Here is a 12,926-nt window from a genome sequence, read left to right as displayed (position 1 = left end):
GTGTTGCAGCACCTTCATATCGCGAATTCTCTCTTTAAATATTCCTTGATACTTCCTTTGCCGTTCGGCGTAATTTCTGGTGCTCATTATACAGGACTGAATATAAATACAGCAGTTTGGTGTGGGGTAAATTTGGAATTTGCGAGGGAGATTCAGGAAATAACGGTAGGTATTTTTTAATTCGAGAAACAACAACGCTTCGGCCTGAAAATCACTTCAACTCCCCTCTTCCAGATATCTGTTCGTTCGCATACCTGGCGCTAATGCCGCATTGATTGCCGCTACATCGTTCTCTCAAACCTCTCAAACCTCTCAAAAATTCATCAAACCTATAGATTAACGATTTACATCACCCTGATTTTGTTATGTGATCCTGTTACAGGCTTTAGTAACGCCCTGCCCAGCCAACCGTAACAGGACTTCATCGATGGAATTTTATCAGGCCGATCCGACGCTTGAGAACTACTGGCGTGGTGTGATCCTCTTTGGAAGGAACGTCGCATCTTACAAGTTCGCGCTGGCGTCGGCGTTGTATGAAGTGGATAAGACGGGCAGCGATTTGATAACGCTCGACCAGCTTGCCGTGCCGTTCAGCCGTTATCTTTGCGAGCACCTGAAGCATGCGCCAAAACAGATCACCTCCCGCAGCAGCCAATTTCTGGAAACCTGTCTGAAGTTCAACAGAGGTGAAATCACCCATGCCCAACTCATTGAAGCGACGGTGCACCTTGGCTTTAACAACGTGATCGATGCCTTTCATTACGTGAACCAGGGCGAGATCGATAAACGTTTTTTCCTTGATGAGCGCAAAACCAACACCGGGATCCGCCTGACGGATAACTTCTATTTACTGGGCGAACGCCTGCAGTATAAAAACCTCGCCTTTGAAACTAATGCCCGCTGGAACCTGGTGGAACAGGCCTGGTCGATGGGGATTTCACGTAATCTTGTGGGCGTGGAGTTCGACGAAGATAATCAGCTGTTATTCACGAGGGTGAACGCGCGTCGCGTAGACATCACTAGCTGTCGCGACAGCCTGAATGGTTACCAGAAAGGACGGTGTTTTTACTGCTTCAAACCCATCAGCCTGGTACCGGGAAACGCAGAGCTGGCGGACGTCGATCACTTTATTCCCTGGGCTGCCCGCAATGAAGTGAGCAATATTAACGGTGTATGGAACTTAGTGCTGGCCTGTCGTTGCTGTAACCGTGGCGTCGAAGGCAAATCTGCACGCATTCCCGACCTCAGGCTCCTGCAGCGGTTACACACCCGCAATGAGTATTTTATTCAGAGCAAACTGCCGTTACATGAGACGATTGTTCAACAGACAGGGCAGCGTCCTGAAGCACGGAGAAGCTTTCTTCAGCGTAACTGGCAGGCTGCGCTGGACAAACTTATCCATACCTGGAAACCCAACGCGGAAGGCGAGGCAACGTTTTAATGACACTTCACTACTATCAGAACCACGCACAGGATTTCTTTGATGGCACGGTCAATGTCGATATGACCCCGCTTTACGAGGCCTTCACCCAACATCTGGCTCACGGCGCACGGATTCTGGATGCGGGCTGCGGTTCAGGCCGGGACGCAAAAGCCTTTCATGAGATGGGTTATCAGGTGGATGCTTTTGATGCCTCTTCCGCGATGGTGGAACTGGCAAAGCAACATACCGGGTTACCCGTGCAGCTAATGACCTTTTCAGAGATCGACGGTAAAGCGCAGTACGATGGGATCTGGTGCTGTGCATCTTTGCTGCATGTCCCCTCTTCTGAGTTACCTGCCGTGATGCAGAAGCTTGCGGATGCGCTTAAGCCTGGAGGCGTATGGTACGTATCCTTTAAGTATGGCAATGGTGAACGCGTGCAGGGTGAAAGACGGTTTACGGATCTGGATGAAGAGGGGTTGCGTGCATTGCTGAGGGAGGTTCCGGGGATTGAGTTAGCTTCGCTGTGGGCGACTCAGGATAACCGCCCGGACAGAGATGAGAGATGGCTGAATGGGATACTACGAAAAAGCGCCGCTTGATCATCAGGCGGTGCTAATCGACACGGAATAAGCGAGCTCAGTAATTCATCACCTTGGTCAGCTCAACTTCACCCGTAGCGGCATTAAAGTACAAATAGAAAATGTCCCCTTTTACCTGGTCGGGTTTTGACCAGATTTCCTTATCCCCCAGGCGACGCTTTTCCTTTGTGTATCCCTGCGTTTCGAGATACGTGCGCAACGGTGCTACACCAGTAGCCCCTTTAAAGAAGATGCTATTTGAAGGGGCATAACCATCACCGGGATGCGCCTCGAAATAGTAGTCGTCCGTGATACGCGGGGCGTTTTCAATATCCTTGTCAGTCAGCGTGTGATAGTGGAAAAAGTCATTTTGGGTGTAAACCGTCGTTTCATCAGAACCCGATGCCACGAGCCAGACAAACAACCATCCGAGGATAAAGACGGTGACAATCGAGAGTGCACACCACTTCAGGATTTTTAAAAGGATTGTCATAGTTTAGCTCCCATGAATGAGAGCGATGTCCCATCGTCTGTAATGACCTTCACCACTCCGGATGCAAAATCGTCCCACGGCCGAAGCCATGTCATAAAATGCGGAAGATTGACCGTATACGGCAGATGCCGCACACACTGGTCCTGTGGATCAGGGAAGAGAATCGGACGGAAGCCAGGGTTTTTATGGGAACCGATAGCGCCGTAGTAATCCCACCGGCGAATGGCTGATTCATAGCTCACGGGCTTGAGACGATAGCCGTACCGGCCAGGAATAATTGCCCGGTAGAACCCGAACAGGTCAGACACTAAATCCTCGCCGCTAAAGCCGCTGTCCGTATACCAGGAGAATGATCGCAGACTTTGCAGGCCTTCAAATCTGGATGCAGTGTTCATCATCATCGCTAGCATGATTCTGTTAATGTCTTCGGTGCTCCGGCCACGCTTGATTTCCCAGTGAGAGAACTTCCCCACGCCGAGCCGCGATTTGAATTTTAAGACGCCCATATCTTGCCGATACATGACGGAATAAGATGGCTTACCGCTACGCTCTCCTTCAACGAATTGACGTTTGAGCGTTGCCACGTCATTGCCACGGGCATGTCCCATATCAAGCCAGCCCAACACCTCGGTGTAGACGATTCCTCTGTCGAGAACGTCGAATAGTGCCCCATCCTTTATCTCTCTTCTGGTGCTCATGCTTACATCTCCATATGTAGTCTAACTGGCTATGTTATAGACGATTTTTAATTCAGTCCAGCCGACTATGAGAAAGGGAAATCGATGCTTTATGCCTGTAATCCTGAAAGGTAAACTGGGTTAACTCACAAGAGCTGTAAATCACGCATCGCTTAAAAGCTGATACGCAAAGCCGTGCGTACAAACGCAGGAAGGCATATGACAAGTCGTCCCCAGATGATAATCAACGTATTACAGGCTAATCCCGGTCAGCAGTTCACTGCCCGTCAACTGGCGCAGAAAATCATCGATCACTACAGCGCAGAACTGGCTGAAAAACGTAAAAATCCACGTTTTGCCAGCGATGAAGCTTTTTTAAGCCAAATTACCGCTGAGGTTGGTGGCAGTCGGACTGTTAAAGCGAAAGCTATGTGTCCACAGGTGATGACGCGTGATAAGCCAAGACCACGATTGTTTTATTGGGGAGAATCTGTGGTTGAAAAGGTGGATGCCAATATTTCCCCCGAACCAACGGTTGAAACGGTTAGCTTTACCGAGCATTCGTTGTATCCGATCCTGATTGATTATCTCTCTCAGGAAGAAGGTCTGTTGTGCCGCCGTATTGACGAAAAGCGTTCTACCAACAATAAGGGACTGGGAGGAAACCATTGGTTATACCCCGATATTGTTGCACTGGAGCCCCTGGATAAAGAGTGGGATGATGTGGTTCAAAACTGTGTCCGCCATAGTGAAGGGCGTTTGACACGGCTGTGGTCTTTTGAGGTGAAAAAACAGCTAAACCGTAGCAATGTGCGTGAATGTTTCTTCCAGGCAGTCAGCAATTCCAGTTGGGCGCATTTCGGTTATCTGGTGGCGACTGAAATTAACGAAGATAAACAGCGTAGCGTGGAGCGTGAACTTCAGATGCTCTGTGCGTTGCACGGTATTGGGGTGATCCTCCTGGATCCGCATGATTTCTCTAATAGTCAGACGTTGATCCCAGCGCGTGAACGTACCAGTGTGGACTGGCAGTCAGTTAACCGTCTGGTGGAAGAGAACCGGGATTTTAAAGATTTTATTGAGCTGGTGGGGGAATATCATCAGACTGGGAAAATCCATAAAACACTTTGGAATAAATAGTAGCTGGATAGATTATTATCAGTTCTAAGCTGATACATATAAGAATGGCAAACCCTTTAAAGGGCTTGCCATTCTGTTCAACCCACAACTTTGTATCATGAGTTGAAGCATCTATATTTTCCCACCCACTCCTTTAAATTTTTCAACAAACGCTGCGATTTTTTGGAAAACGCTTTGCTTTTTTGTGAGGTATTCGGGATTTAGTGGGCTCATTTTGGGCAAAACAGCATTGAGCTCTGTGCCATTGTCGCTGGCAAACTCTCGTTTAAGAGAAGTGGTAATATAACGTTTAGCTGCCTCTTCATTCAGACTTTCGGATCCAATTAACTCTTGTGCTTCGCGCAGTTGTTCTACCCGTGCAAAAGCAAAGAAGGCATCTATAATACTGGCCTTGTCATTAATTTTGTCCAGGTCTGTTTGATTGATAAAATCAACGACTAAACTTTCTTTAGCTCGACTTCCAAGGCTGGCACGTATTAACCTACGAACTTCATCAATTAAGCCTGCTTTACTTTTATTCTTACGGTTGTGTTCAAAAATCAGCTCGAGAATATAATCAAGATTAATTTCTTGCGACTTCAGTAAATCTATCTCGAAGACAACGTCATCCCAATCAATAGTCGATTTTTCTTTTTCAGCGGTAGATTTTTCCCGACGCAGCCAATCGCGAACATCGTTATAAGTTGAACGGTAGTCCTGAACTTTCCGTTCAGACGGCATTTTAATCGTTTGCAGCATCGCCAGATCCTCATCGCTTAAATAATGCAGGGCCTTGAACTCCTCAACTGCCTCAGGATCGTTGATGTTAATGTTCTGCAAGGCCTTCAGGCTGGCAAACTCGTCGTAGTTTTGCAGCACGTTCTCAACGCGTAAATACTCGCCGAAGAGTTTCACAAAGGCTTTTTTGTCGGACTCTTTCTCAATGGCAGAAGGATCGGGAAAGCGTTGCTCTAACTCCCTTACCACATCCACAAAGCCGCGTCTTGCCTCACCAGTGACTACATCGGTAAAGCCTTCCATATACTCCTTGTAGCTTTTCTCGAGCACTACGTTCTTGGTGTTTTTATCGCCAAACAAGGTGATGGCGTCAATTGTCGCTTGCTCCAGGTCACGGAAGGTAACAATATTGCCAAAGGTTTTGGTTGCGTCAAAAATACGGTTGGTACGTGAATAGGCTTGCATCAAACCGTGATAGCGCAGGTTTTTATCCACAAACAAGGTGTTCAGTGTCGGTGCATCAAACCCGGTCAGGAACATACCGACCACAATCAGCAAATCGATCTCCTTAGCCTTAACTTGCTTGGCTAGATCGCGGTAATAGTTTTGAAACCCCTTGCTTTCCACGCTGAAGTTGGTTTTAAACAGCTCATTGTAGTCAGCTATGGCGGCACTTAAAAACTCTTTGGCACTGCTGTTCATTGCCGATACGTCAAAACTTTCATCCAGAATATCGCCTACGGCATCCTGTTCCTCATTGGCAACAAAAGAGAAAATGGTGGCAATTTTTAGTGGCTTATCGCTGCCTTTTTGCAAGTCTTTGAACGATTCGTAATACAGCTTGGCGGCATCCACGCTGCTCACGGCAAACATCGCATTAAACCCTTTTGCCCCTGCGTGCAGGCGATGCGTTTTTTGCCGAAAGTTATTCAGGATGTACTGCGAAATTTCTTTTATACGGATCGGATGCAATAAAGCTTGCCTGTTTTCCGCCGCGTTGAGCTTTTTTTCGTCCTGTTCGCTTTCAATGGCTTTGAAATGCGGGCGCACATCGTTGTAGTCCACTTTGAACTTGAGCACCTTTTCATCTCTAATCGCATCGGTGATCACATAAGAGTGCAGCTCCCGGCCGAATACACTAGCCGTGGTGTCTGCCCCCAGAGCATTTTGCGGAAAAATCGGTGTGCCGGTAAAGCCAAACTGATAGAACTTCTTAAACTTTTTCTTTAAGTTCTTCTGGGCTTCACCAAACTGACTCCGGTGGCATTCATCAAAGATAAACACCACCTGTTTGTTATAAATGGGCAGGTCGTTTTCGCTCTTCATCAGGTTATTGAGCTTCTGGATGGTGGTGACGATGATTTTATTGTCATCTTTATCCAGATTGCGCTTGAGTCCTGCGGTGCTGTCAGAGCCGTTCACACTATCCGGCGAAAAACGCTGGTACTCCTTCATTGTCTGGTAATCCAGATCTTTACGATCCACCACGAAGAAAACTTTATCGATGAACTCCAGCTCAGTGGCTAAGCGCGCTGCCTTGAAGCTGGTCAAGGTTTTACCAGAACCTGTGGTGTGCCAGATATAACCACCGCTTTCCGTGTTGCTCCAGTTTTTAGCCTGATAGGCGCTATTGATCTTCCACAAGATGCGCTCGGTAGCGGCAATCTGATAAGGGCGCATCACCAGTAGTGCATCGCTCACATCAAACACCGAATAATGCAGCAGCACATTGAGCAGGGTGTCCTTCTGGAAAAAGGTTGCAGTAAAGTCCTTGAGGTCTTTCAGCAAGCTGTTATCAGCTTTCGCCCAGTTCATGGTGAAGTCGAAGCTGTTTTTGTTGCGCTGGGTGGTATTGGCAAAATAACGGCTATCGGTACCGTTGGAAATCACAAACAGCTGCAAATACTTGAACAAGGAATGTTCGCTGTTAAAACTCTCTTTACTGTATCGGTGCACCTGATTAAAGGCTTCGCGGATCGCCACGCCGCGCTTTTTCAGTTCCACTTGCACCAACGGCAAGCCATTCACCAGAATAGTGACGTCATAACGATTGGCATGACTGCCCTGTTGCTCAAACTGCTTGATGACTTGAACTTTATTGCGGGCAATGTTTTTTTTGTCCACCAGGTAGATGTTTTGGATATGACCATCGTCAAACACAAAATCATGGATATAATCGTTGTGTATTTTGCGGGTTTTATCGACGATACCATCGCTCGGCTTGTCCAGCCAGGTCCCCACAAACCGCATCCACTCACCGTCAGAAAACCACATGTTGTTCAAGGTCTGCAACTGCTCGCGCACGTTGGCCAGTAACTTATCAGGCGTATTTAAACCGGGCTCATACTCGTAGCCCTGATTGTATAAATCCTGAATGAACTCCCGTTCCAGGTCACCTTCACTCTGATAGCTTTCATTAAGCTGCCATTTCTTGACGTATTTATCGAGAACGATAAAGCTATTTGATTCGGCAACAGCCTTGTATTCGTACATGCTTTACCCCTAAATTTTTTCTTTAGTTTTCAGCCTGCTGGAAGCGATACATCGTATTGATTTCATTAACCAGATAACGCAAGACACGTTTGTCGTCTTCAGTGAGATCTGCCACTTCTTCGCCCGCATGTTTCGAGTGGCTGGAGATATTAATAATCCGAGCCTCATACGGATTATTTTTTCCGTCATCAGTTTTTGGCAACAGATCACCCCATTTCTTATAGCCAAGAAACGTAGAGGTTTTTTCCAGTATATTTCTTAAAAAATTAAAGTGATACTTGCTCAACTGACCACTCTCAATGGCTTTTTCGAGTTCTGATTTCAGATAAAGATGATATGAGAACGGCGAGTCATTGGGTTGCTGGACTAATTGAAATGTACCGTCGTCAAGTCTGGTCATCCGATACTTATCAAGCCATTTTTTCTTGTAACCACCGTCATCGCTGTTGAGCTCATTATGCAGAACGTTATAAAAAAGCGGATTGTGAGTGGTTATGATGAATTTGACATCAGAATTGTTTGATTTGATCAGTTGGGCCAAATCTACGGCCAATTCAATCAAATGGTTCTCATCCAGCGAACTGACCGGGTCATCAATAAAGATATACTTCAATTGGTCAAACGCGTTGGTTTCACGCTCGGAGGGCTCAGCAACATTGAGAATATCAATGACCTGTTCGATTAGCGAATAGAAAATGCTCCAGATGAAATTGCTTTCCTCCCCCTTGGATATTTTCAGATTACCTGAGTGTTCATCATGGCCACGCTCAATGGAAAACGTGATTTCTGAGAAGGCTTCTACAGTGATTTCTCCTGTTATTTCATCTCGTTGCTCTTCGTTAAAGCGCGGTGTGAGCTTATCGTTGGTGTAACGCTGAAAGGTCGCAATGATATTTCGATCTTGTCCTTGATCTTTCAATACCCAGTCGGTAAACGAATTGGGCTGGATTTTTAGCCTAGGCTCGGAATCCAGCTCCAGGTCGTTGTCCCAATAGAATAAATCTTCGGTAAACGCATTGTAATATAAGAATTTGTTGCGTGACAACTCTGATTGATCGACCACATCCCCCTCATCCCCAGGGGCAAAAAGCTGCTTAAATTCTCGCGACAGGCGCGTTTTCCCCGTGCCATTAAAGGCATAGATTAACTGTACTTTTTTATTAGCGCCTTTAAGCTGCTGGGCGATTTCTGCTAGCGTCATATCAGGCCACTACCTCTTCAGGCTTGGGAAAGCTCAACAGCAAATCGCGGTAATACTCATATTGTTTTTGGCGTAATGCGATTTCACGTGGCAAGTCTTCGCTGATGGAATTGGTAAGGATATCGAATTTGTCCAGAATGGAAACGATGCGGGCTTGTTCGGCAAGCGATTTTTCAAGATTATTTGGATAAGGGACAGGAATTGAGATTTTTGAAAACCCCTTAATCAATAATGTATTGACCTTGGTTCTGGCCACGTATTTTGCTTTCTCGGCAATGAAAGATGATGTTTGCATGCAATAGGAAACAAACTTCGGGTTCATTGAATGTCGGAAAGCATAGCAGTGATCATGAATTGCCACTTTTTCATCACCAAGCCAAGCCACTGCTTTACCAACATCCTCGACGGTTTCTCCAACATCAGTTATCACTACGTCTCCTGGTTCCGCATAGCGAAGTGACTTGGCCATATCGTTTCTAACCTGTGAAAGCGCATGAGTTGTGAAGACGCCGTACCGAGTGTATATCTCTCCATAGTGAATAGCGCTGATACCATCTTCGACATAATCAGCTTTTGTAAAGCGCTTTCCTCGAATAAATTCGCCAATCTCTTCCAACGCTTTCCATTCTACGACCCCTTCCTTAAAGCTCAACAACAGGTCGCGATAGAAGCTGTACTGTTTTTTACGGGCTGTAAGCTCAGCTGTAAGCTCAGCTTTAAGCTCGGCTGTAAGAGAGGTAAAAGTGTCCAGAGTGCGGACGATTTCGCCCTGGATTTCGAGCGATTTTTTTTGGTTCTCAGGGCAGGGAACGGGAATTTTTTTATAAGAAAAATTTCCAATCCACTGTCGCTTGTGATCACTATCGACCAATTCGCTTGGTAAGGTGTTTAACCAGTAATAAATATATTTAATTAAAAATCTATCTTCATCGCTTGAAGAGATCATCTTCATGGCTGATGATTTTGCTTTAAAATCGAAATTTACCCATTTATTTGCAGTTGTAAAATCATCGAAAATTATTACAGGCCTTTCAGAGGCTTTATATATACCATCAACTTCATCGGTATAACCAAGAATAAATGTTTTACCAGCTGTCAAGACAGGCGTATCAAATTCATCGCTGTAATTTGTCGTAGTCACCAGATATTTGGTTGGCTGCTCATATTGCGTCACATCACCTAGAGGCAACCACTTTATTTCAACTCCATCCAGCAGCCTTTCCATAAAGCTTGTCTTGCTCATGCCCCCAACTCCTTACCTTCAATCTCTGCCACGATGACATCAATCTCTGCCCGCAGCTTGTCAATTTTAGCGACGGTGATTTTTAGCTCGGCATTGAGCGTAGTGATATCAACTACTTCGCGGTTGACTTTGGCTTCGATATAGCTACTCACCGACAGATTGTAATCATTGGCCTTAATATCTTCAAAGTTCACTGACTTAGCAAAATGATCAACATCGGCCTTGCTATCAAACACCTGCATGATTTGCTCAATATGTTTCTCAGTGAGCGTGTTGTTATTGGTTTCCTTCTTAAATAACCCGCTGGCATCGATAAACTGGGTGGTCATATCGGTTTTGTGTTTGGACAGCACCAGAATATTGACGGCGATGGTGGTGCCAAAAAACAGGTTAGGCGCGAGTGAGATCACGGTTTCGACGTAGTTGTTATCCACCAGATATTGGCGAATTTTCTGCTCGGCGCCACCTCGGTAAAAAATACCGGGAAAGCAAACAATGGCTGCGCGACCTTTGCTGGAAAGGTAACTGAGTGCATGCAGCACAAAAGCAAAATCAGCTTTAGATTTGGGCGCTAACACACCTGCCGGGGCAAAGCGATCATCGTTGATCAAGGTCGGGTCGTCTGAGCCGATCCATTTTACCGAGTAAGGTGGGTTGGAGACGATAGCATCAAAGGGTTTGTCATCGCCAAAATGCGGATTACGCAGCGTATCACCAAGTTGGATATTGAACTTGTCGTAGTTGATGTTGTGCAAGAACATGTTCATCCGCGCCAGGTTGTAGGTGGTGTGGTTGAGTTCCTGCCCCCAAAAACCGTCTTCAATAATATGGGCGTCAAAGTGTTTTTTGGCTTGCAGCAACAACGAGCCAGAACCACACGCCGGGTCATAAATCTTGTTGACGCTGGTTTGCTTGTGCATGGCCAGCTGCGCAATCAGCTTGGACACGTGTTGCGGGGTAAAAAACTCACCGCCGGATTTGCCAGCGTTGGCGGCGTAGTTGGAGATCAGAAACTCGTAAGCATCACCGAAAAGATCGATGTGACTACCTTCAAAATCGCCGAAATCTAATTCTGCCACCCCTTTGAGCACTGCCGCCAAACGTGCATTTTTGTCTTTTACCGTATTGCCGAGCCGGTTGCTGGTGGTGTCAAAATCAGCAAACAAACCCTTGATATCGTTCTCTGAAGGGTATCCGCTGGCTGACATTTCAATAGCCGAGAAGATGTCAGCCAAATCGGTATTTAATTTTTCATTAGTACTAGCACCTGCGGCAATGTTAACAAACAAATCATCTGGGTAAATGAAATAGCCTTTGGTTTTAATGGCGTCGTCTTTGATTTCCGGGGTAATAACGCTCCGAGAAAGTGTTGCGTACTTGACACTCTCATCGCCGCCTTCAATGTAGTTGGCAAAATTCTCGCTGATGAAGCGGTAAAACAGAGCGCCTAAAACGTATTGCTTAAAATCCCAGCCATCCACTGCACCGCGTACATCGTTGGCAATCTGCCAGATCTGGCGTTGCAGTGCGGCGCGTTGTTGGGTGCTTGTCATGGTAAAACTCCGGTTTTAATACATTTTTGATAGCCAAAGGCTCATAATTAGTCCTGCATTATAACGATTAAAGAAGTACTAATCATAGCGAATCGCCCCTAATTAGATGGCCCCGATTAACTGGATATGGAGCAGCCCGACTCCCGACTAGATTCCAACAATGATGGTTTTCGCTGTTGTAGAGCTCATCCTTTAACCAGCTCTAGAGCCAATTCCCACAGCTAAAAGGCTTTCCGAACGAACCTTCACATCACTCAGAGCCATAATGAGTATCCTTTCAAGGGTTCTGTGTGGGTACAAACATTATCGAACCACGATATACCCGCATCAGTAAGTTGATGTAGATTGAATCAGGTTGACTTAGGTTGAGTGAAAAGCGAGGAAAGCCTTGCAGATACTGGATTTCAGGCACAAAAAAAGACGTCCGTTGACGTCTATTGATGTTCCGATGGTGCCGAAGGCCGGACTCGAACCGGCACGTATTTCTACGGTTGATTTTGAATCAACTGCGTCTACCGATTTCGCCACTTCGGCACTGAAGGGGATGCGGAAACGTTGTGGATTATACCTGTCGCGCGCCGCCATGCAAGCGACGACGCGCTAAACCCGCGCTAAGTGCCCAAAAAACCAGCGTCCTTCCTTACTCCAGCTCTGACACCGCCAGCCGAATCACCCCCGCCGCCTTCTGCTCCGGCAGCGCCAGCACCTTCGCCCACATCTCCTGCACCATATCGCAGGAAAGCTTCTCTTTGCCCGCCGCCTTCTCCGGCATCTGCAGCAGCTGGATGTCCTCGCCGTACTTATCGGCAAGCGCCTTCATAATCGGCCGCACGTCCTCGACAGCCGCCTCGCGTTCGGCCTGGGTCACGGTGTGGCGGTTTTTGCCGTAGGCCGCGCGCATCATGTCGGCGTCGGCCTGCATGCGCCGCGCCATCAGGTCTTTATCCAGCATGCGCATCGGGTTCACGCCGCCCTTCACCGTCGGGTAGAGGAAGCGGAAGCAGGCGTCGTCGCTCACCTTCTGGATGGCGGCGGTCTGCTCCATGTTGATGGTCATGTAGTTCACCACGTTGGCGTCCGGGGCGTTTTGCAGTCGCGACATCTGCAGATGCAGGATCTGCGGCTGGATGGTGTCGATAATCTGCTGCTCCGTCTCGCCCGCTTTTTGCAGGGCGGCCATCTGGTCGAGGATGCGCTGATGCAGCGCGGGCTCCTGCTCCTTAATCACCTGCCAGGCGGGCATCGCGTTAAGGGCGGAATCCATCTGCCGTTCCGGAGCGCGCTGCCTGTCGAAGAACACCCAGAACGCCACGGCGGCGGCCACCACAACAACCATCACGGTACGGGTCCACGTTTTATTCATCTCGCATCCTTATCCTTGAGTTGTGCCGGTTTACACCGGCAC

Annotated in this window: 10 protein-coding genes and 1 tRNA gene; 3 read left to right on the top strand and 8 right to left on the bottom strand. The window is 47.2% G+C overall.

What is annotated here, in order from left to right; genetic code table 11:
- Window positions 1–427 precede the first annotated feature (427 nt).
- Together UR289_RS11590 and UR289_RS11585 are read left to right on the top strand one after the other, a co-directional pair.
- A complete protein-coding gene (locus UR289_RS11590) occupies window positions 428–1,441 on the top strand; it encodes an HNH endonuclease domain-containing protein (RefSeq protein WP_320710165.1) in 1,014 nt (337 codons plus the stop codon).
- Entirely contained in the window at window positions 1,441–2,025 is a 585-nt protein-coding gene (locus UR289_RS11585; protein WP_320710164.1) for a class I SAM-dependent methyltransferase, read from the top strand. Before UR289_RS11590 ends, UR289_RS11585 begins: the two co-directional genes overlap by 1 nt.
- A 37-nt stretch (window positions 2,026–2,062) precedes the next feature.
- Here the strand turns inward: UR289_RS11585 and UR289_RS11580 are convergent, their stop codons facing one another.
- Together UR289_RS11580 and UR289_RS11575 are read right to left on the bottom strand one after the other, a co-directional pair.
- On the bottom strand, window positions 2,063–2,497 hold the full coding sequence (locus tag UR289_RS11580) for a hypothetical protein (protein WP_320710163.1): 435 nt from the start codon (window positions 2,495–2,497) through the stop codon (window positions 2,063–2,065).
- Complete coding sequence (locus UR289_RS11575) at window positions 2,494–3,195, bottom strand: hypothetical protein (protein WP_320710162.1); 702 nt, start codon at window positions 3,193–3,195, stop codon at window positions 2,494–2,496. Before UR289_RS11575 ends, UR289_RS11580 begins: the two co-directional genes overlap by 4 nt.
- A 198-nt stretch (window positions 3,196–3,393) precedes the next feature.
- Here UR289_RS11575 and UR289_RS11570 point away from each other — a divergent pair, with 198 nt between their 5' ends.
- The gene (locus UR289_RS11570) at window positions 3,394–4,314 is read left to right on the top strand and encodes an HrgA protein (protein ID WP_320710160.1); all 921 of its coding nucleotides are present in this window, start codon (window positions 3,394–3,396) and stop codon (window positions 4,312–4,314) included.
- A gap of 111 nt (window positions 4,315–4,425) precedes the next feature.
- Here the strand turns inward: UR289_RS11570 and UR289_RS11565 are convergent, their stop codons facing one another.
- The 6 genes from UR289_RS11565 to UR289_RS11540 all read right to left on the bottom strand — a co-directional run bounded on the left by UR289_RS11565 (window position 4,426) and on the right by UR289_RS11540 (window position 12,884).
- Window positions 4,426–7,524 (bottom strand): type I restriction endonuclease subunit R, encoded by a 3,099-nt coding sequence (locus tag UR289_RS11565; protein ID WP_320710158.1) that lies wholly within the window; start codon window positions 7,522–7,524, stop codon window positions 4,426–4,428.
- A gap of 22 nt (window positions 7,525–7,546) precedes the next feature.
- Window positions 7,547–8,725: an AAA family ATPase gene (locus tag UR289_RS11560; protein ID WP_320710156.1), complete on the bottom strand. Its 1,179-nt coding sequence runs from the start codon at window positions 8,723–8,725 to the stop codon at window positions 7,547–7,549.
- 1 nt (window position 8,726) lies between these two features.
- Window positions 8,727–9,968 (bottom strand): restriction endonuclease subunit S, encoded by a 1,242-nt coding sequence (locus UR289_RS11555; RefSeq protein WP_320710153.1) that lies wholly within the window; start codon window positions 9,966–9,968, stop codon window positions 8,727–8,729.
- On the bottom strand, window positions 9,965–11,521 hold the full coding sequence (locus tag UR289_RS11550; RefSeq protein ID WP_320710152.1) for a type I restriction-modification system subunit M: 1,557 nt from the start codon (window positions 11,519–11,521) through the stop codon (window positions 9,965–9,967). The genes UR289_RS11555 and UR289_RS11550 overlap by 4 nt, the downstream gene beginning before the upstream one ends.
- A 449-nt stretch (window positions 11,522–11,970) precedes the next feature.
- A tRNA-Leu gene (locus UR289_RS11545) sits at window positions 11,971–12,055 on the bottom strand.
- A 106-nt stretch (window positions 12,056–12,161) separates the two neighbouring features.
- Window positions 12,162–12,884 carry a topoisomerase II gene (locus tag UR289_RS11540; protein WP_320710150.1) on the bottom strand — a complete coding sequence of 241 codons (723 nt, stop codon included), beginning with the start codon at window positions 12,882–12,884 and terminating at the stop codon, window positions 12,162–12,164.
- Between the last annotated feature and the right edge of the window lie 42 nt (window positions 12,885–12,926).

Source organism: Enterobacter sp. 302C9, assembly GCF_034106085.1.
Classification (GTDB): Bacteria; Pseudomonadota; Gammaproteobacteria; order Enterobacterales; family Enterobacteriaceae; genus Enterobacter; species Enterobacter asburiae_B.
Note: the sequence above shows the minus strand (reverse complement) of the source record. Positions and strands in the feature narration are given on the sequence as shown.